Source organism: Robiginitalea sp., assembly GCF_049588695.1.
Lineage (GTDB): Bacteria > Bacteroidota > Bacteroidia > Flavobacteriales > Flavobacteriaceae > Robiginitalea.
This window is the reverse complement of record NZ_JBAVZJ010000176.1, coordinates 1-24,156: the sequence shown is the minus strand read 5'-3', so window position 1 is coordinate 24,156 and position 24,156 is coordinate 1. Positions and strand designations below refer to the sequence as shown.

Here is a 24,156-nt window from a genome sequence, read left to right as displayed (position 1 = left end):
CTTATAACCTGACCCGTAATTTTTGAAAAGTATCGTAAAAAAAATCGCCCCTGTTAGCTAACAGGGGCGAAGTAATTTTAAATCGAATTATCCACCGTTAATGACAGCTTCTGGTATTTCATACCGCTCATCCCCGATTCGGATAATGTAGAGGTCGGATTCTTTGCTAGCCCTGAAAGCACCTCTGTCTGCCTGACTCTGATCATACCCGGTGGCCCTGCCATTCTCAAAATAGATCGTTCGCGTTCGCCCGTCCGATTTTGTAATAGTGACCATGCCGCTACCATTTCCTTCCCTCTTGACCCCGAAATTACAGTTAGTAGTGGGCTGGCCACTCCCCATACTGCATGGGACCATACCTGTTGCGTTGTAATCAGTACCACTTACCATGGCATCGCCTCCTGCGGATCCGGAATTCCCTGATGACATTGATCCGCATGAAAACAGTAAGAAAGAAAAAAATAATGCGATTGAAGACAGAGTCGCACTGCCTGAATTTGTTTTATGTTTGTTCATTATAAATGATTTTGGATTTGGACTCTTACTAAATTTAGTCTAAAAACTGGGTTATCCCCCCATAATTACAGCGTCGGGAATTTCATACCGCTCTTCCCCGATATGGATGATATACATATCGCTTTCCCTGGCAGCTTTGAATTCCTGGTTATCTGCCTGGCTGGAGTCATAACCGGTGGCCTTCCCTTTTTCAAAGAAAATGGTGCGCTTGCTCCCATCGGGCTTCGTTATGGTCACATAGCCCTTGCCGTTGCCTTCCCGTACCACGCCAAAGTCACAATTACCTGTGGGGGCACCACTCAGTTGACAGGGCACTTTTCCGGTAGCATTGTAGTTGGTTCCCGCTACCAGAGCATCTTTTACGTCCTCAGCGGCCTCCGTTACAGCTTCCCCTGCATTTTCAGCAGCCGCCTGGGTTTCCTCCACAACGGCTTCTCCGGCCGCCTCCACTTTGTCTTTGGTTTCCTGTTTGCACGAGTTCAGGGTCACTAAAAATCCGAGAACCAGCAGGAGTGATATACTCTTTACAATTCGCTTCATAATCCAATTTGGAATTAAGGTTAAATATTTTATTCAGTTATAGATTTCAGGTAGTACATCGCACTTAATTAATTCCCAACGATCATTTCCAGGCGGTAATCTGCCTTTTCACCCCGGCGCGCCGCACTGCGCATCATATAAACCCGGATTGTGTAATCCCCGCTTTCGGCAGCCGTACCCTCGAACTGATTCCCATTGATAGAGCCGTTGTAGATCGCCTCGTTTTGCTCCCCGGGTTCCATGATATTGAAATAGGCAGAAGTGTTCTGTGTGGCCATACTGATATTCATGGGCTGACCCTTCTTTACATTCAACAAGTAATCGACAGTTTCACGGCCGGTGATACTGCTTTCGACAGTTTTACTTGAGGTACCAGCCTCAAATTTTACCCGTACTTTTTCGATACCATCTTCAACGGCATCTGCCACATCCCCCGCAGCTTCTTTAACTGCATCTCCAGCACTTTCGGCAGCTTCTCCTACCTTTTCAGCCGCTTGTTTGGTCTCTTCCACAACAGCTTCTTCAGCATCTTTTAGCTTATCTTTCGTCTCCTGTTTGCAGGAGTTCAATGAAACAGCCAACAATAGGGCTACCAGGGGTGTGAAATACTTGATACTCATTTTCATATTCTTTTTAGTTTAATGGTTAAAATTTTGTTTGCACTAACGAAAGCCCGTTAGGTCCGAATTCTTTAACATATACGCAGAAAATAGCGAATTGGATTATCCTCCATTAATGACGGCGTCTGGAATTTCATAACGTTCATCACCAATATGTACAATGTATAAATCATATTCCTTGCTCGCCCTGAATGAAGCCCTGTCTGCCTGGCTTTCGTCATAACCGGTTGCCTTCCCATTCTCAAAATAAATAGTCCGGGTCCGCCCGTCGGATTTTGTAATAGTGACCATGCCACTTCCATTCCCCTGTCTTATAACGCCGTATTTACAGTTCCCCGTGGGTTGGCCATTTCCCATACTGCAAGGGACCATACCTGTAGCATTATAATCCGTTCCGCTTACTACTGTATCACCGGAGGTAGATTGTTGTCCTGAACCGCTGACGATCATTTCCAACATATAATTTGCTGCAGAACTACCGGAACCTTTCATCCGGTAGACCCGAACGCGATAATCCCCGCTTTTGGCCGTGACGCCTTCAAATTGATTTCCGGCGGTGGAACCAATATGAATGGCCTCATATTGGGCATCCGGCTCCATAATGTTGAAATAAACACCCCCGTTTGAGGAGGCCAAACTGACGTTCATATACTGGCCTTTGCGCACGTTTAAAAGGTAATCTACGGTTTCACGGCCGGAGATCGCCCCCTCGATAGCCGCTGTACTCGCCCCGGGAGGGAATTGCACACGTTCTACACGGATTTCCTGTGCCTGGAGTCCCTGCCCGGGAATACCTAAAAGCAGGAATCCTACAAGAATAGTAAGGATTGGGTTGGCTTTAAAAAAAGTCTTCATTTAAAATTATTTTAGTGGGTTTTTCGTTTTAAAAAAAATCAGGAGGGAAGATACGATATTTATATTAAATTTTCTTGTCGGATACCTGAAAAGTGTGTCCTGACGAGGGAAAGATTCTATCCCCCGGGGAGCGTGAAAATATGTTTCTCCCAAAATAAAAATAAGTCGATTACCCGGCTTCTTCATACGCGGCAGTAAGCCAGGTAATGAGTTCAGGGTCAACCTCTGAGACCTCTGACAACCGGACGCGGTGCGTACACATGGTGCCAAACGGGCCTGAATTCTCAAGTCTTCCTTCAGGGGCCTTCTCACGGAGTTTCAAGCCGAGGTCGATCCGGGTTTTGGTAGCCGGTTTGATCAGGGCAAATTGCTTTTTACGCACCAGGCTTACCGTTGTTTTCTTGGGAACTACCTTGACCTCTGGCCCGAAGGTTTGAACTACCTCAAGGATTTTTTCGTAAATGGGCTTCAGGGATTCTTTCCCTTTGTACTGGGATTTTAGAAGATCCTCCTCCGAGGTTCCCGAATCCCTGGAAAGTGTGACAATAGTATTGGCGAAACCATGGGTGACTCCGTGTTGTTTCTTTAGAAAATTAACTGCTTCTGTATGTTTGGAAAAGGACTTCCCGCGGAGAATTTCCTTCCATGCTTCAAGGGACTTACCCGTTTTTTCGGGCATGTTTTCGATCATCGTTTTTAATTGGGTATCCATAGCCAGGAAGGTTTTTGCCTCTTTTAAAATAGTGTTATTTCAGCATTTTTGCAAGGCTTGAATTCGCGATGCCAGGGGAGGGTGTGAATAATGAAAGAAGACGTACGCCCAATGAGGGGTAAGGTTGCTCAGGTTTTTCCGGGATAACTTTTTAAGGGAATCGATCAGCGGTTCAGCCGCATAAGTCTCGCGAGCGTAATGATCCGCCTGAAATTCAAATTTCCGAGAGAGATAATTCACTACGAGCCCGGTGAGTGCGCTAATCGGGCTGTACAGCAATCCAAAACTCAGGAGGGAAGCGTGAAAGCTGGGCACTTTTACCCCAATGGCCAGAGCGATTTGTGGATTGTTTATAAAGAGCGATAATACAAATAAGGTCAGTCCCGTAAGCAGGAGGGAGGCGCCCAGGTTAAAAATAATATGGTGCTTTTTATAGTGCCCGACTTCGTGGGCGAGAACAGCCACGATTTCCTCTTCCTCTAAATCCTCGATAAGCGTATCGTACAGGGTCACCCTTTTTTCCCGTCCAAAACCCGAGAAATAGGCATTCGCCTTGGTCGACCTTTTGGAGCCGTCGATGACAAAAATATTTTTGAGTTCGAAACCCACCCCACGGGCATATTTTTCAATTTGCGATTTCAGGGCACCGGCTTCCAGTGGGGTCTGTTTATTGAACAGGGGTACAATCAGTCGGGAATAAAAGAGATTCATCACAACGGCGAATGTCGCGATAAGGCCCCAGGCGTAGAGCCAGAAATCGACCCCGGCACTTTGATAGAACCACATAATCAGGGCGAGCACCCCTCCACCAAAAACCATGGCGAGCCCCCATCCTTTAATTTTATCCATAAAAAACAGGGTGGGAGTACTTTTATTAAAACCGAATTTCTCTTCAATTACAAAAGTTTTGTAATAACCCAGGGGGGTGGATAAAAGGTCACTCCCAATAAAGAGAAAACCAAAGAAAAGGAGGGCCTGGGGGATGGGGTTGGAACTCATGGTACGCACAAAATCGTCGAGCCATCCAAAACCTCCGAAACATAAAAAGGCCAGGGTAACCGCGAGGGAAAGCCCTGAGGACAGTAGCCCGAATTTATAATTGGTCTGTTTGTACTGCTGGGATTTCAAATATGCTTCAGCGTCATAGAGATCCCGGAGTTCTTCGGGTACAGGATCTGAAAATTTCCGGGCATTGAGAACATCCAGGACTGTTTCGATTATATAGTCAACCACCAGGATTCCAACGATAATATAAAAAAGGGTTTCTGACGCCATTCCACTAGGTTTAAACCGATGAAAAATAGGAATAATAATCTGTTTCTTTCTAATAAATTAGACCAACGGACCTTGAAAATACTTCAGGCTTTTGAAGAAAAACCCCGTTGCCTGAGGCCCTCATAAATTAAAATGGCTGCGGCTACGGAAACATTCATTGAATCGATACTTCCGGCCATTGGGATTTCTACAAGCAGGTCAGCCCCTTCTTTCCAAATCGAGGTCAGGCCGGTGGCCTCTGTTCCCACGACTATGGCTGTGGCCCTTTCGAAATCTGCTGTGTCATAGCGAACCGCCCCACCCAGCGCAGCGCCTAAAACCTGAAAATTGGAATCTTTGAGGAAACCTAAGATTTCTCGGCTACTCCCAGAAGCCACAGGAACAGTGAACAGGCATCCGATACTTGAACGGATAATGTTTGGATTGTAGAGGTCCCCTTGCAGATCGGCGATCAGGACGGCATCCAGTCCGGCGGCATCTGCCGTACGTAAAAGAGCACCAATATTTCCGGGCTTTTCCGGGGCTTCGGCTACCAGTACCAGGGGGTTTTTTCTTTTCCAGCTGAGGTTTTGCAGGCTGTGATCCCGACTGTGCATCAGGGCGATAATTCCTTCAGTTTTTCCCCTGTAGGCCAAATGGCGATATACCTCAGGGCTTAGAGCAACCCCCGGACATTGCTCCAGTTCCGGGATGGTCCGGAGTGCAGCTTCATCGATAATTTCCGGACAGAAATAGAATTTTTCGGGCCGATACCTTCCACTGAGGGCCAGGCGGAGTTCTCTCAGGCCTTCTAGCACAAACATGTTATCCCTGCGCCGGTTGCGTGATTTCCGATTCCAGTGCTCTAATTGACGGACCTCGGGGTTTTGTATGCTGCTGATAAACTTCATGCCTGGCGTAGTCATAAAAAAACGGAACGATCCTTTAGAACCCTTCCGTTGTTAAAGATACGTATGTTAGGGATTACTCCCTGGCAAATTTGCCCATGTAACGTTTCCAGAGTTCCGTTTGATGGGTTTCCAAAGAGAGTTCCCGCCCATCGATAAAGGCATGGGTCAATTGATTGCCCCGCATATCCAGGGCGTCGCCTTCTGAAATAAACAAAGTAGCACTTTTCCCATTCGCCAGTGTTCCGTAGCGATCATCAATGCCCAGGATGCGGGCTGTGTTTCCAGTGATCATGGCCAGGGCTTTTTCCTTGTCCAACCCCTGTCCGACAACCTGTCCGGCATAAAAGGGGAGGTTGCGCGTTTGAAAATTTTCCGCATCTGCATTTTGAATCCCGACTAACAGACCTGCTTCATCCAGTAATTTCGGGAGGCGGTAGGGCAGATCATAGGCATCATCATTTAGATTGGGTAGATTGTGGGTAAAATTAACCAGAACTGGAATCTCATGTGACTTCAGAAAATCTGTGATCTTATAGGCCTCATAGCCCCCTACCAGGACTACCTTTTGAATGCCGGCAGCTTTTAGCCGACTCACACCATCTATGATTTCCCGTTCCCCATCGGCGTACAGGTACAGGGTTTGTGCCCCGGTAAAAAGACCCTGCATGGCCCTGAAGGCCGGATTGACTTCCTTGGATTTCCCTGCGCTGTACACTTTTGAGCTCTTGATAAAATTGAGCACTTCCTCCGTTTGGGTTTCGTAGTCCTTATTGGGTTGGTATCCACGGGGTTCTCCCATCCACCAGCGTCCTCTTCGGAAAGATCCCGGCCAGTGCAGGTGAATCCCATCGTCCTCTTTTACAATCGCATCCTCCCAGTTCCAGGCATCGAATTGCACAATTGAGGATGTACCAGAAATCCGTCCGCCCTGAGGCGCGATCTGCCCAAGGAGGACACCGTTAGGTCTCATACTCTCTACTACCTGGGATTCTGCATTGTATGCAATAATACTGCGCACATGCGGGATGAGGGATCCGATTTCATCCTCGTCGTCACTGGCCCGTACGGCATTGATTTCTATTAGGCCCAGGGATTTCCCCGGGGCAATAAAACCGGGATAGACGTGTTTTCCGGTGGCGTCGATAATCCGTCCACTACCCTGAAGGCCCGCGCCCATTGCGGTAATGGTGCCGTCGGTAAAAGTCACGGTTCCGTTTTCCACAATTTCACCGTTGCCCAGGTGCAATGTGGCTCCTGTTATACTTATGGTTTCACTCTGAGCCACTGCAGGCGTCTGCTGTCCCCATCCCGTTGTGAGGCAAAGGAGGAGAATGAGTGTACTGGCTATATATGATTTCATAGGATTCATTTTAGTATTGGATTTTAAAGACTGTCACAGTTGAAGGTTCTTTTCTGTTTTTGTCTTGGGGGCCGGACGGCCGCCCCTCCGGCTTTTTCATCCAGCATCATTTCCGTGAGCTTGCTGCGCTCTTCAGTCATTCGCTGTTGAAGCCTGGTATCCTCGGTGCGATCAAAATAAGGAACCCCTTCAATATACGTCGTTTCAGCAACCGCATACACGGAGAGCGGATGGTCTGACCAAAGTACAAGGTCTGCATCCTTCCCTACTTTTATACTACCAACCCTGTCATCAATATGGAGTAATTTGGCGGGGTTCAGGGTCACAGTTTTCCAGGCTTCTTCTTCGGAAAGCCCCCCGTATTTTACGGTTTTGCCGGCCTCCTGATTCAGCCGGCGGGACATTTCACTGTCGTCGCTGTTAATCGCCACTGTAACCCCCTGGCTGTGCATGATCGCAGCATTGTATGGAATGGCATCCTTGACCTCGTACTTATAGGCCCACCAATCGCTGAAGGTCGAGCCGCCGACCCCGTGTTCCGCCATTTTATCGGCCACTTTGTATCCCTCTAGGATATGGGTAAAGGTGTTTACTTTAAAGTCCATCCGATCGGCCAGTTTCATCAACATATTGATTTCACTTTGCACGTAGGAGTGGCAACTGATATGCCTTTCACCCCGGAGAATTTCAGCGAGTACTTCCAGCTCCTCATCGTACCTGTAAGGTTCGCCGGAATCTTTTACGGCCTGGTATTCCTTAGCGCGCTGGAAATAGTTTTCGAAAACCTGTTCCACACCCATTCGGGTCTGGGGGAATCGGTCAAAACTCTGCCAGTTGGATTGTTTTACATTTTCCCCAAGGGCAAATTTGATAAACTTGGGCATGTCGGTATACATCATCTCAGAGGCACTTCGGCCCCACTTGAGTTTAAAAATGGCCGAGCGCCCACCGATAGGGTTGGCCGACCCGTGAAGCAGTTGGGCTGAGGTTACCCCCCCGCCGAGATTTCGATAGATATTGATATCCTCCGGATCCAGCACATCGGTCATTTTAACTTCTGCCGAAGAGTTATGACCAGCTTCATTAATGGCCAGGCCGGCAATATGGGTGTGCTCGTCGATAATACCTGCGGTCAGGTGCTTCCCGGTGGCGTCTACCACCCGAGCTCCGCCTGCAGAGAGATTACTGCCGATTTTGGTGATCTTTCCTTTTTTGATAAGCACATCTGTATTGAGTAGCGTTCCCTCAGCCTCTCCCGTCCATACGGTGGCATTTTTAAAGAAGATATCCTCCTGCTCCGGGAGCTTCAGGTATCCATATCCCACATTGGGGTAGCTTAAGGGAAGCAGCTGTGGAACACTCTTTTTGGAATCGGATTTTTTAGTGTCGGCTTTAAAATCACCCGTCTTCCGGGCGGTAAAGCGTGTTTCCCTCCCGTCGGGTAAGACCATTTTTCCACTTAGATTTTCGGAGGACGCATCCACCAAAGCTGTGGTTCTGTACGAATCACTCCCATCGGAAAATGAGGCGAAGACCCAGTCATTCTCATATTTTAGTTTAGACTTAAGGACTTCTTCACCTTTTTTTACTTCGAGTTTGGGGCTGGCAGGGGTTCCTGTGACGGAGAGGGCAAAATCTTTTCCCCCTGCTGACAGGGCGTAGTCCCCACGAATATCTTTTTGGTTCATATCCGCCAATATGTGGCGTTTGCCCATCACCCAATTTTCATACAAGGTCGTTTCCTCCTCGAAGATCGGGCCTGAGGTGATTAGAAAATTGGCATATCTACCGAGGTCCAGCGTTCCAATTTCCCCGGATTTTCCCAATAATCGGGCGGGCTCAGCGGTTAATGCTTCAAGCGCACGGGTTTCCGAAAGCCCGTATTCCATGGCCCTTCGTATGTTTTTGTGAAGGTCTTTTGTGTTTTTTAACCCCTCCAGGGTAAAGGCGAAAGAGATACCATTCTTTTCGAGGACCCCGGGATTCGAAGGAGCGTGATTCCAGTGCCGCATGTCTTCAAGGCTCACATAATTGGCCTGATACGGGTTTGAAACATCAAAGGCTTCCGGAAAATTCAGGGGAACAACCAGGGGCGCCATTGTGGCTTTGATATCCCCGATGTTTTCGTATTCCTGACCCCCGGCCAGAATCACGTACTGAATTCCAAATTTATCTCCAATTCCATCGGCTCTGAGCACATGACCGTTATCTCCTGCCGCAAAAAACTGAACCTGGTCCCTGTTTCGGATTAGGGCTTCAAGGGAGCGGTCAGTGGTGTTTACATTCCCTCCGTTGTACCACTCTGCATCGTGGTACATCTGCCGCAACAAGGCCATCGAACCCATTAGGGAGGTGGGGTAAGACTGGGCCTTGGCAATACTGCGGTCAAAAGAGAGGTATTGTCCCGAGGTGTCTTCCAGAACACGTTCTGAATCGTTACCCTCCTCATTTAAGGCGAGTAGTACTCCCGTACCCCGCACGATTCCGTCCTGAACGTGGCTGTTTACCACCCCAAAGCCCAGGGCGCGGAGGTCTTTCGCGCTTTTCCCGTCAAATTTATAATGGGAGATGGCTGTTTTTTCAGGCATGATGTGATCATTCCAGTAGAAGCCTTCCCGGCTGGGTTCATATTGGGCGGTGCGCCCTCCGGAGGGATTTCGTTTGGCTTGTTCCACTCCGAAGGAAGAGAAAACATCAATAAAGGAAGGATAAACGGATTTGCCTTCTAAATCAATAATCTGGCTGTTGGACGGGACATCGACGCGCTTCCCAACCCCCACGACCCTTCCCTCGTAAAAGAGAAGTGTTCCTTTTTCAATCACATGGGTGGGACTCACATATATTCGGGCGTTCGTGAGCGCTGTGTAGTTGGTATTACTGGCCTTGACCCCATCGTTTTTCGGAAAGTACTTTTGAGCATTCCCGGAATATCCCAGGCATAATATGGCGAGGAGTATAAGTTTCCATTTCATAAACGAATTGCAATTAGAATGAGAAGTAAAAATTTTGAGTAGTTTGAAGGTCCAATATACCAAAATCGGGGCACCCCCCGAAGGTTTTACATGCATTTCCGACATGTGAAGGCCATTATGGAGTTACGGGATAAATTCTGTGATACCCTACAATGAGGGCCACCACCCGATTATAAGAACGGATACCATCCTTTTGTTTGTTGATTTCCAGGTATCGGTTAAAGATGGATTTAAAAACAGGTTCCATGGGATTTTCAAAACCTTTCCAGAAAATCGTCAGTTCCCTGTAGTTGGCCCGGACGCCCGGATTTATTTCCTTCAGAAGTTTTTCATATTCCCCTTTGTCCCTTCTCCGGATTTCCGAAAGGCAATAACTCAGGCCGTAGGCCGATGCAGAATACCGGAAGTATTTATCCGGATTGCGCAGGGTAACCAAATACCCGATAAAATTAGTCTCGTTCTCAGCGGAATAACCCAACTGGTGACCCACCTCATGTCCGCAAACCACGGAATGCCGGAAAACCGGGAGCTTATGGTTTACCTGGGCTTCCCCTGTGAAAGGATTCAGATAGCCCCCGTAGCCCATATAGGAAAGCAGGGTACTGAAAAGGGAAGGTTTCAAACTGGGGGGGGCGTAGGATAATCCCGGGAAGTCTTTGGCCAACTCCTGGTATCCGACAAGCGTTTTTTGGAGATTCAGATCACGGGTATTGGGAAATTCAACCGCCTGCAGGCTATCCCCTGTAAGCTCTTGTTGCAGGGTGTTGGTTTGCTCCGCGAGTCGCCCGGTAAGTCCTATCAGCTCAGCAGTGGTATACTTTACCTGGTAGCCCAGGGTTTGCGCCAAAGGTTGTCGGAAGTAGTTACTTCCCCAAACGAGGTAAAACGTGAAATGAAGGATGGAAATGGCCAGCAGGCAATCGCGGAAAAAGGTCCAGGGATGGTGTCGGATCCAATGCCGCTTTCGGATCAGGTAACCTATAGATAAAACAATGAGGAAAAAATAAATGAGGTCTCCCACAGAGAAGGGAACCCACCCGTATAGTCTCCTGAAAAAAGCGGAGATCAGCGGATACAACCCCGTACTGTAGTATTTCTCTACCCACAGCGGATGGCCCGCCATCCAGTTTACCGCTAAGAGCTGAAGTGGAAACGAAAGGATAATACCGGTCTTCAAATGGGATCGCATGCCGTAAAAATAGAGAATAATCCTGCCGGCCTTGCCCGGAATAGTTATTTTTGAGAAGCTCTAAATGCTTTTCACATGTCTGATGTCATCGCGAATATTGATCCTGGTACAATCTGGAAACACTTTTCAGACCTCAATGCCGTCCCCCGACCTTCCAAAAAAGAAGAACGGGTCATGGCTTTTATGATGGACTTCGGCAATTCCCTGGGGTTGGAGACCCTAAAAGATGCTGTGGGGAATATCGTCATTCGTAAACCCGCCACTCCCGGCATGGAAAACCGAAAAAGGGTGGTGCTGCAGGCCCATCTGGATATGGTCCATCAGAAAAACAACGCCACTGTATTTGATTTTGAGTCTCAGGGCATTGAGATGTTTCTCGATGGAGATTGGGTACGGGCCAAAGGAACCACCCTGGGGGCAGATAACGGCCTGGGTGTGGCCGCCATTATGGGGATTCTGGCCTCCCATGAGATCCCGCATCCGGCCTTAGAAGCGCTATTTACGATTGATGAGGAAACAGGGATGACCGGGGCCAAGGGACTGTCCAATGATCTTTTAACTGGAAGTATCCTTTTAAACCTGGATACTGAAGAAGATGACACCCTTTGCGTGGGATGTGCCGGGGGTGTGGACGTTACCGCACGGGGTACCTATACTCCTGTAGCTGCTGAAGGGGAAGCCAAGGGGCTTTCTATCCGGATCAATGGCCTGCAAGGGGGGCATAGTGGGATGGATATACACAAAGGCCTCGGGAATGCAAATTTGCTTCTTGGGCGCCTTCTGCTGGTGTGCGGCGAAGCTGCACCTGTTTCTCTGTCAGCCATGAATGGGGGTAGCCTCAGAAACGCCATACCGAGGGAGGCCCATGCGCTTTTGTTGGTTCCCGCTGGGAACTGGGATACAGTACTTCGTGCCCTTGAGGGCGAAAAAAAGGCTATCCTTGAAGAGTACCGCGAGAAAGAACCCGATCTGCGTATTTCAGCAGAACCCGCGGACCGACCGGAAAAAACGATGGATCCCGAGACTACAAAAGGATTTCTCTACTGCCTGTATAGTTTGTTTAACGGGGTGTATGCCATGAGTTCTGAATTTCCGACGCTCGTTGAAACTTCCAATAATGTGGCACGGGTTCAGGTAGGGGAGGGCAACATAGAGGTGGGCTCCCTGACCCGTTCCTCCAGAGAATCGGCCAAGGCCGACCTGGTGCGAAAACTGAAAGCTTCTTTTTTACCGGCAGGTTACCAGGTAACCACCGATGGCGATTATCCCGGTTGGCTCCCTGATACTTCATCCCCTATTTTAGCGGTAGTCACCAAAAGGTATACCGAGTTATTTGGGGAAGCACCACAGATACTTGCAGGGCATGGCGGTCTGGAATGCGGGATTTTAAAGAATCACTATCCCGATATCGACATGGTGAGTTTTGGACCGACCATACTTGGCGCCCATTCTCCCGATGAGCGGGCCTCTGTTTCTTCTACGCGTAAATTCTGGACCTTGCTCCAGGATGTATTGAAGCACATTCCACACAAAGATTGAGAATCACCAGGGATCACTCGGGGGCGGGCAGCATTTCCAGGTCGAAGACCAGATTCGAATTAGGTGGAATCGGGCCACTTCCCTGACTGCCGTAACCCAGATATGGCGGCACGAAAATGCGCCATTTATCACCGGCCTTCATTTCGAGCAGCGCTTCCTTAAATCCGGCAAACATTGGCATATCGGGACTCAGGGCTATGGGCAGGGGTCGAAAATCCCCCCGGTGGCGGGCTAGCAATTCATCGTACCGACCCGCTGCTTTCGCAATGGAATCCACACTTGTATCGATCAGTGTGCCATTCTCCAACCACCCGGCGTAATGGACAGAAACGCTCTCACCGATTGAGGGTTTGGGCCCGTCCCCCTCTTTGAGAACGATGTACTGAAGCCCTGAGGGCAGGGTCGTTGCAGAAGATTTTTGACTGACAAGGGTGGCTCCAAAGGCTTTTATTTTTTCCTGAAGGGCTTCTTCTTCCGCGAAGTAGGCCGACATCACCTCTACAGCGTCAAAGGATTTGGCGACTTTCCCATTTCGCACAATGGTGACTTTTTTCATGATCACCGAGTCTACCGGACGATCCCCGGGTTGCGTGGGAACTGCGGCAATGGAGTCAATCACATCCATTCCCAAAACAACCTTTCCGAAAACGGTGTGTACCCCGTCCAGCCAGGGAGTCTCCTTTATGGTGATAAAGAACTGACTGCCGTTGGTGTTGGGCCCGCCATTCGCCATTGAAAATACGCCTTTGCCATTGTGGGTCAGGTCTTTGTTAAACTCGTCCTTAAAGCGGTACCCGGGATTTCCTGAGCCTGTTCCCAAAGGATCTCCCCCCTGTATCATAAAATCGGGCATGACCCGGTGAAAGATCAGGCCATCATAAAAGGGTTTCCCTTTATATGCATCGCTGACGTAAGGGTTGGTCCCTTCCGCCAAACTCACGAAGTTGGCCACGGTTAAGGGTGTTTTTTCTTGTTCCAGTTTAATAACCATATCCCCCTGGGTCGTCTGTAATTCCACAAACAGGCCATCCCCGAGATCGGCGTAATTGGACTTGCATGACCCCAGAAATGTAAGGGTGATCGAGAGTAGTAAAACAATATTTTTCATAACACAATTATTATTCGCTTTGAGTTTCCGATTCGATTTTAAAAATTTGGAGGGTGCATTTTAAGGGCGTATTGGGCCCGATGCGATCATCATCCCCGTGGTATCCATATCCGAGAGACGACGGATACAGAAATGTAGCAGCTTCTCCTTCCTTCAGGAGTTTTACGCTATATCGCATGCCTGGAAAGAGTTCTTCTTTGTCTACCAGGTATTTGAAGACTCCGATTTCTTCCTGTCGGTAGAGAGTGTCTTCATTCCAGGTACGGATATTGTATGTCAGGGTTACGAGATCACCGGGGGCCGCCAACCGGTCATCCTCGGAATTTCTTTTTTCATAGGCATATAGAAAGCCACTCGCACTACTTTGAAACTTTCGCAGGCTATCTTTTTGGGCGAGGTCCTGCATTAGGGAGGTTTCTTGTTTCAACAGGCGTTTATTCCGCTCGGCGGATGTCTTTAGAAAGCTCCCACTTCGAACCTCCAAAGGTCTTCGGGGCTGGGGTTCCTGGCAAGAGGTTATCACAAACATCACAAAAATAAGACTAAAGACCTTTCTCATCGGGATAATTGCTTTTCATATAAAGGGAGTAAACGCTCGAATCGGGTGGTCGTGGCTTTGAGGGATTCCTCACTGCGGCCCCCGGCTGCATTGATATGACCTCCTCCGTTAAAGTGGGAGCGCGCCAGGTCGTTGACCGAGAAATCTCCCTGGGACCGAAGCGAAATCTTAATGATCCCCTCTTCCTTATTCTCTATAAAAATCGCCGCCAGAACGACATCTTTTAACGAAAGGGCATAGTTCACAAAGCCTTCTGTATCCCCTTTTTGAAAATTATGCCGGTTCAGGTCTTCCTGGGTCAGGGTTATATAGGCGGTTCGATACCGTTTGAGGATGACCAGATTCTGCAGGGCACAACCCAGGAGTTGCAACCGCTCCACCCGGTTGGTATCGTAGATGTGCCGGTGAATCTGTGTATGCGGTGCCCCGTGCTCCATCAATTCTGCTGCCACCCTCATGGTGGTGGGCGTAGTCGCCTGGTATTTGAATGATCCGGTATCGGTGAGGATCCCGGTATAGAGGCAGGTGGCTATTTGGGTATCTATTTCCCCTGCAGCACCCAAACCGTCAATTAAATGATACACCATTTCACAGGTAGAACTCATCTGTGCATCTGAATAAGTAACCTGCGCATAGTCGTGCGGGCTCTGGTGGTGATCTACCATAACAAAGGGGCAGGTGGTTTCCTCGAGGACTTTCTCCATGGCCCCGGTACGATTCAGGGCATTAAAATCAAGGGTGAAAACCAGGTCGGCGGATGCCATTATTTTTTCGGCCTTACCCCGATTTTTTTCGAAATTGATCACCGATTCCGCTCCCGGCATCCATTTCAGAAACTCAGGAAAATCATTGGGGGAAATCACGTGGGTTGAGTGATTATGGGCCTCCAAAAAGCGCTGTAGTCCCAAACAAGAGCCTATGGCATCTCCATCGGGATTTTTATGAGGGACCAGAACGATCCTTTTTCCCGTTTTCAGCAATGCTTTTAATGGCCCGACAAGGTCAGAATTCATGCGGGCAAAGATATTAAATTAGATGAAAGCCCGATCAGAAATGATATCTTTAGGAAAAGAAACGCCGGGTTTTGAAACGACTTATTCCTCTATTGTTTCCAGTACTGTTTATTTGCTCCTGTAAGTCCGGGGCCGATTTGGTCCCACCGGCCACCTCGTCGGAGCGTGAGGTTCTAAAGATTGCATTCGGATCCTGCAATGATACGGAACGGGGTAACCTCCTTTGGGATGATATTTTTGCACTTGAGCCCGATCTCTGGATTTGGGGTGGGGATAACGTTTATGCTGATACCGACGATATGGAGGAACTTCAGGAGTACTACGCGGAATTGAAGGCAGTTCCGGGATATAAAGCCCTTGAAGCTGTGACTCCTGTAATTGGTACATGGGACGACCACGACTACGGTCTAAATGACGGAGGGGCCGAGTTTGCGGCACGAAAGGCCAGCCAACAGGTGTTTTTAGATTTTCTGGGTGTACCCGAATCCAGCCCGAGAAGACAGCGGAAAGGGGTTTACGCGGCCCATAATTATTCCACAGGGAAGGGGAGTGTTAAAGTTCTTGTTTTGGATACGCGGTATTTCAGGTCGGAATTAAAACCAGATCCGTCAGGTAACAGGAGGTATGTGCCGCATACCCAGACAGATGGTACAATCCTTGGAGAAGTGCAGTGGGCCTGGCTGGAATCAGAACTCCAAAACTCCCGGGCAGATTTCAATATTCTTGTGAGTAGCATCCAGGTGCTTTCGGGGGAACACGGTTTTGAAACCTGGGGAAACTTTCCCCATGAAGTCACCCGCCTTAAGAAGGTTATTGTCGAATCCGGGGCCCGGGGTGTGATCGTGTTTTCAGGGGACCGGCATATTTCAGAATTCTCCAGAACAGATTCCAGACCCCTAAAGTATCCCCTTGTAGATTTTACCTCCAGCGGTCTGACCCATGCATACAGGTCATTTAAGGGAGAGCCGAATCCCTTCCGGATAGGGGAGGTCATCGCTGTTGAGAGTTTTGGTTGGGTCATTTTGGACCTCGCGAATCGACGGGCATCTTTTCAGATTCGCGGGGATGGGAATAAGGTTCTCCTGGAGCTGAATCAAAACTATTGAGTTTGTGGGTTGCAGGGATAAAGCGTATTTTCGCCGAAAATTTTTAAAATGGCAGGAAGCAGAACTTTTACCATGATTAAACCAGATGCGGTTGAAAACGGCCATATCGGAGCGATTCTCGAAAAAATCACTTCTGCAGGTTTTCGTATCGTAGCGATGAAATACACACAACTGAGTCGCCGGGATGCTGAGGAATTCTATGCAATTCACAAAGATCGTCCCTTTTTTGGGGAATTAGTGACTTTTATGACCCGCGGACCTATAGTTTCCGCTATCCTTGAAAAGGAGAATGCAGTGGAGGATTTCCGGGCACTTATCGGGGCTACGAACCCTGCTGAGGCTGCTGAAGGTACCATTCGAAAACTCTTTGCGAAGGATATCGGGGAGAATGCTGTTCACGGTTCAGACAGTGATGAAAACGCTTTCATTGAAGGGAGTTTTCACTTTTCGGGAAGGGAAGTCTACGCCTAGTTTGCCGATAAAAAGATCAAAGAAACCCCGGCCGGTGCGCCGGGTTTTTGCGTTTATTGCAGTCTGACTTTTTCTATGAGTTTCCTGCCCAACTCCTCATTCATCATTTCTATGATACGGGAGGCGCCCAGACTCAATTCTTCCCGCAAGACAGAGGATTTAAGATAAACGATGAGCGTGCTGCCTTCCAGGCGAACCTTAAGTGTGTAATTGGAAACTCCGGGCCCCATAACACCGGACCACGCTTCCTGCACGCGGATCTGATCTAATCCCTTTTCCAGATGATTTACCTCGATAAAGGCTTTTAAGGCCTCATCCAGGGATTGATTCTCCTTCTTTTTAGTCATCTGCTGTTTTAAGTGAAAAGGGTTCGTATCGGGTATAGGTATATAACAATCCATTGCTGTGCCGGGTGGTCAGGCTCAGACTATCGAGTTCGAGCACTTCCTCCTCCCACTGTGTATCTCTCCCTTTAAATCCCAGAAAAAGACGGCTATCCCGCCAGAGGATTTCCATGGGCAGGGCATCATCCGAGGTCAGGTATTTCCCATCCAGGGTGGGTTGTACTTTTTTGCGGTATCCACTGCTTCCGTTCCAGTCGAAAAAATCGATGGTGGTATTGGCTGTATAGGTTTTTTCAGCACCGTCTGAAAAGGCCACTTTCTGAATTTCCCAGTACCCCTGCAGGTATTGCAAATCCTCCTCGTTCAGAGAGGGGTTACAGGAGCTTAAGACTAGTATCCCCCAAAAGAAAAGTAAGTGTCTAAAGGGTGATAAGTGCATAGGTTTGATGGATTTGCCTGACCGTTTTTTCAGTGCGCTCACCATGGGTGTCACTGATAAAAATCTGACCAAAAAGGTCCTGATTTACCAGGTTGACAATGTGTGCCACCCGGTCTTCATCCAATTTATCAAAAATATCGTCGAGAAGCAAGATGGGCATGCCAGACAACTGTGATTTCATAAACTGGAACTGCGCAAATTTCAGGGCGATCAGAAAAGACTTTTGCTGCCCCTGACTTCCGAATTTCTTAATTGGATACCCCTCGATCTCCATACCCAGGTCGTCTTTGTGGATCCCCTGGGTGGTGTATTGCAGCAGGCGATCTTTATCCAGGTTCTGATGGAGGAGATCCGAGAGTGGCGCCGATTCCAGTTGACTCTGATACCGCAGGTGAACGGGTTCATCTCCCCCGGAAATCGCTTTGTACTGGTCGATAAAAATAGGTGTAAATTCAGACATAAAGGCCAGCCGTTTCCCGTGTATACGCATTCCCAGGGTGTGGAGCTGGTCATTGTAAACTTCGAGGCTGTCTGAGTCGAATGTGCGATTGGCGGCAAAATATTTTAGCAGGGCGTTCCGCTGGGAGACTAATTTGTGATAGTTCAATACATCCTGCAGATATGCCTTATCGGACTGGGAAATCACACCATCCATAAATTTCCGCCTCACATCACTGCCTTCCAGGATGAGATCCCGGTCTGCGGGCGATATAATCACCAGAGGTACCTGCCCGATATGATCTGAAATTCGGTCGTAGACTTTCCCGTTTCGCTTGAGCACTTTTTTGCCACCCTTTTTAAAACTGCAAACCACATTTTCTTCCCGCCCCTCTTTTACAAAGGCCCCTTCAATTACGAAAAACTCGGCTCCATGCCGGATATTCTGCGTAGTTACCGGGTTGAAATAACTTTTGCCAAAGGCGAGGTGGTAGATGGAATCCAGCACATTGGTCTTTCCTACCCCGTTAGGGCCAATCAAACAATTGATCTTGACGTCGAACTCGAATTCACGGGTATCAAAATTCTTGTAATTCAGTAAGGATAAGCGGTTTAAATGCATCCGGATTCAGGAGGGTTTCAGAGTAGTAAGCTGTCGCAAATTATCTAAAAATAAGGAATAAATTACCCTTCTGTTTTAGATAAAACCTTTATTTTTGCGCGATCAATATTACAAAAAATGGCCACATACAAAAAGCGGGGGTATAAACCGAAGAACAAAGCGGAAGAGCACGAACTCAATGTGCAGGACAGCACGACCGCGGAGGTATTCAGTACTCTGGATTCCAGCGCTTCCAAGACAGAACAGTGGGTGGCGAGGAATCAGAATTATATTTTAGGGATTATCGGAGTGATCGCAGTAGGCGTTTTGGCATATCTGGGTTACCAGCAATTCATACAGGAGCCACGTGAAGAAAGTGCCAGCAATGAGCTTTTTTACCCGCTTCAGTATTTTAGCCAGGCTCAGCAAAGCGGAGTAGAGGCAGACTCGCTATATACCCTGGCACTTGAAGGTGCAGAAGGAAAATTCGGGCTTTTGGACATCATGGACGAATACTCGGGTACCAAATCAGCCAATATTGCCCGTTATGCCGCGGGCATATCGTATATGAAGCTGAATCAGTATCAAGAGGCGATTTCTTTCCTGGAGGAGTTCAAAACGGACGATGCCATGTTAGGGCCCGTAAGCATGGGTAATATCGGAGACGCTTTTGTACAGCTCGGACAAAACGAAGATGCCCTTCGGTTTTACGAAAAGGCTTTGTCGGAAGACACGAACGACTTCACCACGCCCCTTTACCTTCAGAAAGCTGGAATTACAGCCCTGGAGCTCGGGCAAAAGGAAAGGGCGCTTCAATACTTTACACGGATTAAAGACGACTATCCCCAATCTGCCCAGGGTTCAGGGGTGGATGCATTCATAGGAATGGCCAAAACAACTGATTAATGGCAACCTCGGGTAAAGATCTCTCCGCTTACGATAAATCTGAGGTACCCGATGGCCGAAATATGCGGATTGGGATTGCGGTCTCCAAATGGAACGATGAGATTACAGAAGCCCTTTACCAGGGAGCTTATAAAACCCTTTTAGATTGCGGTGTAGACAGCGGTCAAATTCTTCGGATGGATGTTCCGGGGAGTTTTGAACTGGCCTACGGATGCGGTAAACTGATCCGGGAGGAAAAGCCGGATGCCGTTATTGCCATTGGCAGTGTAATCCGGGGGGAAACAGCGCATTTTGATTTCGTCTGCAGTGCCACGGCCCAGGGAATCATGGAGCTTAACCTCCGACTGGAAGTGCCTGTAATTTTCTGTGTACTTACCGATGATACCCTGCAACAGGCCAAAGACCGCAGCGGGGGTCGTCACGGCAATAAAGGGGCGGAAGCAGCAGTTGCTGCACTTCAGATGGCTGCACTCTGAGCCATGCAGATCCCGTCTTAAGAGAATAACCCACATCTTTTGGGGATGTTAACAATTTTTGGGACCGAGGTTCGGGCTTCCATATTGTTTTTAAGTAATTTTGGGTAAGGGGCTATGGGAAGGTTTTCAAAACTTCGTAAAAACAAAAAATACGGTTATAAACCGCGGTATTATGACGATAAAGGTGAGGGTAACCCTTATAAAATAGGTCACAAACTGGATCGTTTCCGCTCTACTGTAGATCATCCCGGGGGCCTCAAAAACCGGTTTAAAAATGCGATGTCCGATTTAAAGCGGGAAGGGGATAGCAACCACCGTTGGAGAATGTTGATTATAATCCTTATCCTCTTGCTGATCGTGTTGTATATTCTCGATTTTGATTTATCTATTTTTTTTCCAGCTGATGGGCCAAAGGATTGAACTTTTACCGGAACATGTTGCAAATCAGATCGCAGCGGGAGAGGTGGTTCAGAGACCGGCCTCAGTGGTCAAGGAACTTCTTGAAAACGCCCTAGATGCAGGAGCTTCAGAGATTCAGCTTATCGTTCGTGAAGGAGGTAAGACCTTAATCCAGGTGGTAGATAATGGTAGCGGTATGGACCGAAAGGATGCCGAGCTATCCATCCTCAGGCATGCCACTTCAAAAATCAGGCAGGCCGCTGATCTCTTTCAAATTCACACCATGGGTTTCAGGGGTGAAGCCCTGGCGTCCATAGCGGCGATTGCGCATCTCGAAATGCAAACCCGAAATGGAAATGATGACCTGGGAACCCACCTTAAAATTGCCGGGGGAATCCTCGAGTCCGTTTCGGAAACCGTGGTGCCCCGTGGCACTTCCATACAGGTCAAAAATCTTTTCTTCAACGTTCCGGCCAGAAGAAATTTTTTGAAGTCCACCAAGATTGAATACCGCCACGTACTCGAAGAATTCCAGCGCGTGGCATTGGCACATCCGGGGATTTCCTTTAAATTGTTTCACAACGACTCCGAACTCTTCAATGTTCCTGAATCAAATCTGCGGAGGCGTATAGGACATTTGTTCGGGAAACGGATGAACGACCGTTTAGTGCCTGTTGAAGAGGAAACACAGGTCGTAAAAATAGACGGCTTTATCTGTAAACCGGAATTTGCCAAAAAGAGCCGGGGCAATCAATTTTTCTTCGTCAATAACCGGTATATTAAGAGTCCGTACCTGCACCATGCCGTAATGAATGCCTACGAGGGCCTGTTGCGTCCGGATACCGTCCCCGGATATTTTATCTTCCTTCAGGTTCCCGCGGATTCCATAGATATCAATATCCACCCGACAAAAACGGAGATCAAATTCGAAAATGAACAAAGCCTGTATGCGATTCTCCGCGCTGCGGTAAAGCACAGCCTGGGTCAGTTCAATATTCGTCCGGTACTGGATTTTGAAGCCGACCAGAACCTGGAAACACCCTATAACCTAAGAGATCGCAGTGCCCCTGTTCCGCAGGTGGAAGTAGACCGCAATTTCAATCCTTTTCTGGAAGCAGGATCCCCTTCAGCCTTGCGTAAAAATTATACGAGAGGATCCGGGAATTCCTGGACCGCCCTGTATGACGGGCTGGGCGAGGGAGAGTACCAGGAAGGAGCCAAAACACATTGGATTGTAGAATCCGACGCCCCGCCAGAGGCCCTTTTCGATGAGGATGCATTGGATTCCCTCACAGAAATAACTTCCTTTCAGGTAGATCGGAAATATATTCTCACCCGTGTAAAATCGGGACTTTTACTTATCGATCAGCAACGTGCGCATCAAAGAGTACTCTATGAACAGTTTCTGGAGAATATATCGTTGAAAGAACCGGTTTCCCAAACCCTCTTATTTCCGATGAAACTCCCTTTTGACCCTGCGGAGCTGGAAATGCTGAACGAAATGTACGATTCGTTGAAGGCTCTTGGTTTTGCCATAGAGAAAGGGGCTGAAGGGGAGGTTACAATTAGTGCCCTGCCGGTGTTGATCCCCGATGCTGAGGTGGGAACTATTTTGGAAGAGCTGCTTACGAATTGGAGGCAACAGCTTGGGGCTGAAGGGTATTCCGATGCAGATCGCATGGCCCGCCTGCTGTCCCGAGCACTTTCAATTCGCCCGGGCCGGATATTGGATACGGCGTCAAGGCAGGCTTTGATAAATGACCTTTTTGCCTGTAAGGAACCCGATCGCAGTCCGTTTAATAAAAAGATTCACGCCACCCTTGAGGTGGGTGAACTCGAAAAAAAACTACAATAAATGGGAAGAATCACTGATGGAATTAAGCATCTGCTGGTTATCAATGGCTTATTTTTTATAGGGACCGCCCTGTATAGCGATCAGTTTTACCAGTTGTTCTCACTCTGGTATCCCCAGAACGAAAATTTCTCGGTCTGGCAAATTGTCTCTCATATGTTTATGCATGGGGGATTAATGCACCTGGTCTTTAATATGTACGCCCTTTGGGCTTTTGGATCGCCTTTGGAGCGCATGTGGGGTACAAAGAAGTTCCTGTTTTTCTATTTTTCAGCGGGCCTGGGCGCTGCCCTGATACATACCGGGGTCAATTATTACCACGTCAGTCAGGGGTTGGAAGCACTCGCAGCAGCGGGAGTACCTGAGTCCGATGTGATGAGTCTGCTGCGCGAAGGAAAATACAATGAGACCTGGATGCAGCTGGCACCCAGAGGCGAAGTTGAAAATATGCTGAGCTCTTTTATGACCCCTGCGGTTGGGGCATCGGGGGCTATTTATGGAATCCTTGTGGCTTTCGGTATGTTATTCCCAAACAGCGAGTTATTTTTGATATTTTTACCGGTCCCCATCAAAGCGAAATATTTTATCCCCGTTTTGATCGGCCTCGATTTGTTTTCAGGAGTTACAGGGTATTCTATATTTGGGAATGGTATTGCACATTTTGCCCATATCGGCGGAGCGTTATTTGGATTTCTGATGATGTGGTACTGGAAAAGAAATCAATTCAATAAAAACAGGTGGGATTCTTAAATGAGTAATACAAACTTAAAATATCAGTTCGCCAGGCTGAACATGGCCGAAAAGCTGATCGTTGTCAACGTATTGGTCTTTCTGGTCGTGCGTTTACTTACTTTTTTATTGCAAATGCAGCCCTGGGCGCTCGAGCGATGGTTTGAACTGCCCAAGGGATTCCTGGATTTTATCACCCAGCCCTGGTCGATAGTCACCTACTCTTTTTTACATGGAACCTTCTGGCATATTTTCTTTAACATGCTTCTGCTGTATTACGCCGCCCGGATTTTCTTTAATTATTTTGGTTCAAGGCGGTTTATCAATGTGTATTTTCTGGGGGTGATTTCCGGAGGGGCACTGTTTTTGCTCGCCTACAATATTTTTCCTGCTTTCTATAACAGCCAGTCCCCGCTGATCGGAGCTTCGGCAGGGGTTATGGCTGTCTTGATTTACGTGTGTACCTATATCCCCCAACAGGAGGTACGCCTTTTCTTCTTCAATATTAAGCTTTGGTATATTGGCGCTTTTTTGGTCCTACTGGATTTGGTGATGATCCCCCTGGACAATCCAGGAGGGCGGATAGCGCATTTGGGCGGTGCCCTTTTGGGGTATTTCTATGCGCGCCAATCCCATGAGGGAAAAGATTTGGGTGCGGGATTTTCGAAATTACTTGACCAGTTGGGAGGGTTGTTTGAAAAGAAGAAAGCCCCGATGAAAACGGTTTATCGAAAACAGCGTAAAGGTTCTGCCGGGCCCATCGATTACGATCGCGAAACCCGACAGCGTAAAATTGATGGCATCCTCGATAAAATCAGTAAATCCGGCTATGACAGCCTGAGCAAATCTGAAAAAGATTTCCTCTTCAAGGCAGGGAATGACCAGGACTAAGTATCGGTGATGCGCAAATGGCTGAAACGGGGTATTCGTTTTTTCGGAATAGTGCTTTCGGGTTCACTGGTTTTGGTATGCATCCATTACTTCCTCCCCCTTCCCGTTTTTCCCATCCTCGACGCTATCAGCATTGTGGTACCCTGGTTGATTCTCGCCAATCTACTTTATTTTATCCTATGTCTGCTCCTGCGTACCAAGCACTTTTTATTACCCCTATTGGCTCTTCTGATTGCCTTTCTGAGTTTTGGTAGTTTTTACGGCTTTATTTCGAGAAATGAGGAAATCCCGCCGAAGGAGTCCTTCACCCTGATGACCTATAACACCCGGGGTTTTAAGGCCAGAGGCTATCATGA

25 protein-coding genes and 1 pseudogene are annotated in these 24,156 nt (G+C 48.1%); 10 read left to right on the top strand and 16 right to left on the bottom strand.

Annotation, left to right across the window (positions count from 1 at the left end; genetic code table 11):
- Positions 1-87: 87 nt before the first annotated feature.
- The 10 genes from WBV75_RS04325 to WBV75_RS04280 form a co-directional block, all read right to left on the bottom strand.
- Positions 88-429, bottom strand: a complete 342-nt coding sequence (locus WBV75_RS04325) for a hypothetical protein (protein WP_424119424.1) — start codon at positions 427-429, stop codon at positions 88-90.
- Positions 430-567: 138 nt separating this feature from the next.
- On the bottom strand, positions 568-1,056 hold the full coding sequence (locus tag WBV75_RS04320) for a hypothetical protein (RefSeq protein WP_424119423.1): 489 nt from the start codon (positions 1,054-1,056) through the stop codon (positions 568-570).
- 68 nt (positions 1,057-1,124) lie between these two features.
- On the bottom strand, positions 1,125-1,682 hold the full coding sequence (locus WBV75_RS04315) for a hypothetical protein (RefSeq protein ID WP_424119422.1): 558 nt from the start codon (positions 1,680-1,682) through the stop codon (positions 1,125-1,127).
- Between the two features lie 96 nt (positions 1,683-1,778).
- The gene (locus tag WBV75_RS04310; protein ID WP_424119421.1) at positions 1,779-2,531 is read right to left on the bottom strand and encodes a hypothetical protein; all 753 of its coding nucleotides are present in this window, start codon (positions 2,529-2,531) and stop codon (positions 1,779-1,781) included.
- 169 nt (positions 2,532-2,700) lie between these two features.
- On the bottom strand, positions 2,701-3,243 hold the full coding sequence (locus WBV75_RS04305; RefSeq protein WP_424119420.1) for a DUF5655 domain-containing protein: 543 nt from the start codon (positions 3,241-3,243) through the stop codon (positions 2,701-2,703).
- Between the two features lie 39 nt (positions 3,244-3,282).
- Positions 3,283-4,518 carry a M48 family metallopeptidase gene (locus tag WBV75_RS04300; RefSeq protein ID WP_424119419.1) on the bottom strand — a complete coding sequence of 412 codons (1,236 nt, stop codon included), beginning with the start codon at positions 4,516-4,518 and terminating at the stop codon, positions 3,283-3,285.
- Between the two features lie 83 nt (positions 4,519-4,601).
- A complete protein-coding gene (locus tag WBV75_RS04295) occupies positions 4,602-5,423 on the bottom strand; it encodes a TrmH family RNA methyltransferase (RefSeq protein WP_424119418.1) in 822 nt (273 codons plus the stop codon).
- 58 nt (positions 5,424-5,481) lie between these two features.
- Entirely contained in the window at positions 5,482-6,768 is a 1,287-nt protein-coding gene (locus tag WBV75_RS04290; protein WP_424119417.1) for an amidohydrolase family protein, read from the bottom strand.
- A gap of 23 nt (positions 6,769-6,791) precedes the next feature.
- Positions 6,792-9,740, bottom strand: coding sequence for an amidohydrolase family protein (locus WBV75_RS04285; protein ID WP_424119416.1), 2,949 nt, complete (start codon positions 9,738-9,740; stop codon positions 6,792-6,794).
- Positions 9,741-9,855: 115 nt separating this feature from the next.
- Complete coding sequence (locus WBV75_RS04280) at positions 9,856-10,929, bottom strand: DUF3810 domain-containing protein (RefSeq protein ID WP_424119415.1); 1,074 nt, start codon at positions 10,927-10,929, stop codon at positions 9,856-9,858.
- A gap of 75 nt (positions 10,930-11,004) precedes the next feature.
- On the opposite strand from WBV75_RS04280, the gene WBV75_RS04275 reads away from it, so the two are divergent.
- Complete coding sequence (locus tag WBV75_RS04275) at positions 11,005-12,468, top strand: aminoacyl-histidine dipeptidase (protein ID WP_424119414.1); 1,464 nt, start codon at positions 11,005-11,007, stop codon at positions 12,466-12,468.
- A gap of 13 nt (positions 12,469-12,481) precedes the next feature.
- Here WBV75_RS04275 and WBV75_RS04270 read toward each other — a convergent pair whose 3' ends face one another.
- The 3 genes from WBV75_RS04270 to WBV75_RS04260 are packed head-to-tail and all read right to left on the bottom strand — an operon-like array spanning position 12,482 to position 15,148.
- Positions 12,482-13,576 (bottom strand): peptidylprolyl isomerase, encoded by a 1,095-nt coding sequence (locus WBV75_RS04270; RefSeq protein WP_424119413.1) that lies wholly within the window; start codon positions 13,574-13,576, stop codon positions 12,482-12,484.
- Positions 13,577-13,586: 10 nt separating this feature from the next.
- Complete coding sequence (gldI, locus tag WBV75_RS04265; RefSeq protein ID WP_424119412.1) at positions 13,587-14,135, bottom strand: gliding motility-associated peptidyl-prolyl isomerase GldI; 549 nt, start codon at positions 14,133-14,135, stop codon at positions 13,587-13,589.
- Positions 14,132-15,148 carry a DHH family phosphoesterase gene (locus tag WBV75_RS04260; protein ID WP_424119411.1) on the bottom strand — a complete coding sequence of 339 codons (1,017 nt, stop codon included), beginning with the start codon at positions 15,146-15,148 and terminating at the stop codon, positions 14,132-14,134. The genes gldI and WBV75_RS04260 overlap by 4 nt, the downstream gene beginning before the upstream one ends.
- 71 nt (positions 15,149-15,219) lie before the next feature.
- Between WBV75_RS04260 and WBV75_RS04255 the strand changes: the two genes are divergently transcribed.
- A complete protein-coding gene (locus tag WBV75_RS04255) occupies positions 15,220-16,254 on the top strand; it encodes an alkaline phosphatase D family protein (RefSeq protein WP_424119410.1) in 1,035 nt (344 codons plus the stop codon).
- Positions 16,255-16,302: 48 nt separating this feature from the next.
- Positions 16,303-16,725: a nucleoside-diphosphate kinase gene (locus tag WBV75_RS04250; protein ID WP_424119409.1), complete on the top strand. Its 423-nt coding sequence runs from the start codon at positions 16,303-16,305 to the stop codon at positions 16,723-16,725.
- 53 nt (positions 16,726-16,778) lie between these two features.
- On the opposite strand, the gene WBV75_RS04245 is transcribed toward WBV75_RS04250, so the two are convergent.
- The 3 genes from WBV75_RS04245 to recF form a co-directional block, all read right to left on the bottom strand.
- Complete coding sequence (locus WBV75_RS04245) at positions 16,779-17,072, bottom strand: DUF721 domain-containing protein (RefSeq protein WP_424119408.1); 294 nt, start codon at positions 17,070-17,072, stop codon at positions 16,779-16,781.
- Positions 17,065-17,421, bottom strand: a complete 357-nt coding sequence (locus WBV75_RS04240) for a hypothetical protein (protein ID WP_424119407.1) — start codon at positions 17,419-17,421, stop codon at positions 17,065-17,067. The genes WBV75_RS04245 and WBV75_RS04240 overlap by 8 nt, the downstream gene beginning before the upstream one ends.
- Positions 17,422-17,488: 67 nt before the next feature.
- On the bottom strand, positions 17,489-18,568 hold the full coding sequence (gene recF / locus WBV75_RS04235; protein ID WP_424119406.1) for a DNA replication/repair protein RecF: 1,080 nt from the start codon (positions 18,566-18,568) through the stop codon (positions 17,489-17,491).
- Positions 18,569-18,685: 117 nt separating this feature from the next.
- Here recF and WBV75_RS04230 point away from each other — a divergent pair, with 117 nt between their 5' ends.
- From WBV75_RS04230 to WBV75_RS04200, 7 genes and pseudogenes are all read left to right on the top strand, one after another.
- On the top strand, positions 18,686-19,453 hold the full coding sequence (locus WBV75_RS04230) for a tetratricopeptide repeat protein (RefSeq protein WP_424119405.1): 768 nt from the start codon (positions 18,686-18,688) through the stop codon (positions 19,451-19,453).
- Positions 19,453-19,929 carry a 6,7-dimethyl-8-ribityllumazine synthase gene (ribH, locus tag WBV75_RS04225; RefSeq protein WP_424119404.1) on the top strand — a complete coding sequence of 159 codons (477 nt, stop codon included), beginning with the start codon at positions 19,453-19,455 and terminating at the stop codon, positions 19,927-19,929. Before WBV75_RS04230 ends, ribH begins: the two co-directional genes overlap by 1 nt.
- Positions 19,930-20,043: 114 nt before the next feature.
- Positions 20,044-20,349, top strand: coding sequence for a riboflavin synthase subunit beta (locus tag WBV75_RS04220; protein WP_424119403.1), 306 nt, complete (start codon positions 20,044-20,046; stop codon positions 20,347-20,349).
- The gene (mutL, locus tag WBV75_RS04215; RefSeq protein WP_424119402.1) at positions 20,333-22,183 is read left to right on the top strand and encodes a DNA mismatch repair endonuclease MutL; all 1,851 of its coding nucleotides are present in this window, start codon (positions 20,333-20,335) and stop codon (positions 22,181-22,183) included. The genes WBV75_RS04220 and mutL overlap by 17 nt, the downstream gene beginning before the upstream one ends.
- Positions 22,184-22,930: a rhomboid family intramembrane serine protease gene (locus WBV75_RS04210; protein ID WP_424119401.1), complete on the top strand. Its 747-nt coding sequence runs from the start codon at positions 22,184-22,186 to the stop codon at positions 22,928-22,930.
- Positions 22,931-23,800 carry a rhomboid family intramembrane serine protease gene (locus WBV75_RS04205; protein ID WP_424119400.1) on the top strand — a complete coding sequence of 290 codons (870 nt, stop codon included), beginning with the start codon at positions 22,931-22,933 and terminating at the stop codon, positions 23,798-23,800.
- Positions 23,801-23,809: 9 nt separating this feature from the next.
- Positions 23,810-24,156 (top strand): annotated as a pseudogene (locus WBV75_RS04200) (hypothetical protein); the annotation flags it as partial.

Bases quoted from the DNA above. Each gene is read 5' to 3' on its own strand.
- WBV75_RS04325 (WP_424119424.1), bottom strand. From the start codon at position 429: ATGTCATCAGGGAATTCCGGATCCGCAGGAGGCGATGCCATGGTAAGT.
- WBV75_RS04320 (WP_424119423.1), bottom strand. From the start codon at position 1,056: ATGAAGCGAATTGTAAAGAGTATATCACTCCTGCTGGTTCTCGGATTT.
- WBV75_RS04315 (WP_424119422.1), bottom strand. From the start codon at position 1,682: ATGAAAATGAGTATCAAGTATTTCACACCCCTGGTAGCCCTATTGTTG.
- WBV75_RS04310 (WP_424119421.1), bottom strand. From the start codon at position 2,531: ATGAAGACTTTTTTTAAAGCCAACCCAATCCTTACTATTCTTGTAGGA.
- WBV75_RS04305 (WP_424119420.1), bottom strand. From the start codon at position 3,243: ATGGATACCCAATTAAAAACGATGATCGAAAACATGCCCGAAAAAACG.
- WBV75_RS04300 (WP_424119419.1), bottom strand. From the start codon at position 4,518: ATGGCGTCAGAAACCCTTTTTTATATTATCGTTGGAATCCTGGTGGTT.
- WBV75_RS04295 (WP_424119418.1), bottom strand. From the start codon at position 5,423: ATGACTACGCCAGGCATGAAGTTTATCAGCAGCATACAAAACCCCGAG.
- WBV75_RS04290 (WP_424119417.1), bottom strand. From the start codon at position 6,768: ATGAAATCATATATAGCCAGTACACTCATTCTCCTCCTTTGCCTCACA.
- WBV75_RS04285 (WP_424119416.1), bottom strand. From the start codon at position 9,740: ATGAAATGGAAACTTATACTCCTCGCCATATTATGCCTGGGATATTCC.
- WBV75_RS04280 (WP_424119415.1), bottom strand. From the start codon at position 10,929: ATGCGATCCCATTTGAAGACCGGTATTATCCTTTCGTTTCCACTTCAG.
- WBV75_RS04275 (WP_424119414.1), top strand. From the start codon at position 11,005: ATGTCTGATGTCATCGCGAATATTGATCCTGGTACAATCTGGAAACAC.
- WBV75_RS04270 (WP_424119413.1), bottom strand. From the start codon at position 13,576: ATGAAAAATATTGTTTTACTACTCTCGATCACCCTTACATTTCTGGGG.
- gldI (WP_424119412.1), bottom strand. From the start codon at position 14,135: ATGAGAAAGGTCTTTAGTCTTATTTTTGTGATGTTTGTGATAACCTCT.
- WBV75_RS04260 (WP_424119411.1), bottom strand. From the start codon at position 15,148: ATGAATTCTGACCTTGTCGGGCCATTAAAAGCATTGCTGAAAACGGGA.
- WBV75_RS04250 (WP_424119409.1), top strand. From the start codon at position 16,303: ATGGCAGGAAGCAGAACTTTTACCATGATTAAACCAGATGCGGTTGAA.
- WBV75_RS04245 (WP_424119408.1), bottom strand. From the start codon at position 17,072: ATGACTAAAAAGAAGGAGAATCAATCCCTGGATGAGGCCTTAAAAGCC.
- recF (WP_424119406.1), bottom strand. From the start codon at position 18,568: ATGCATTTAAACCGCTTATCCTTACTGAATTACAAGAATTTTGATACC.
- WBV75_RS04230 (WP_424119405.1), top strand. From the start codon at position 18,686: ATGGCCACATACAAAAAGCGGGGGTATAAACCGAAGAACAAAGCGGAA.
- ribH (WP_424119404.1), top strand. From the start codon at position 19,453: ATGGCAACCTCGGGTAAAGATCTCTCCGCTTACGATAAATCTGAGGTA.
- WBV75_RS04220 (WP_424119403.1), top strand. From the start codon at position 20,044: ATGGGAAGGTTTTCAAAACTTCGTAAAAACAAAAAATACGGTTATAAA.
- mutL (WP_424119402.1), top strand. From the start codon at position 20,333: ATGGGCCAAAGGATTGAACTTTTACCGGAACATGTTGCAAATCAGATC.
- WBV75_RS04210 (WP_424119401.1), top strand. From the start codon at position 22,184: ATGGGAAGAATCACTGATGGAATTAAGCATCTGCTGGTTATCAATGGC.
- WBV75_RS04205 (WP_424119400.1), top strand. From the start codon at position 22,931: ATGAGTAATACAAACTTAAAATATCAGTTCGCCAGGCTGAACATGGCC.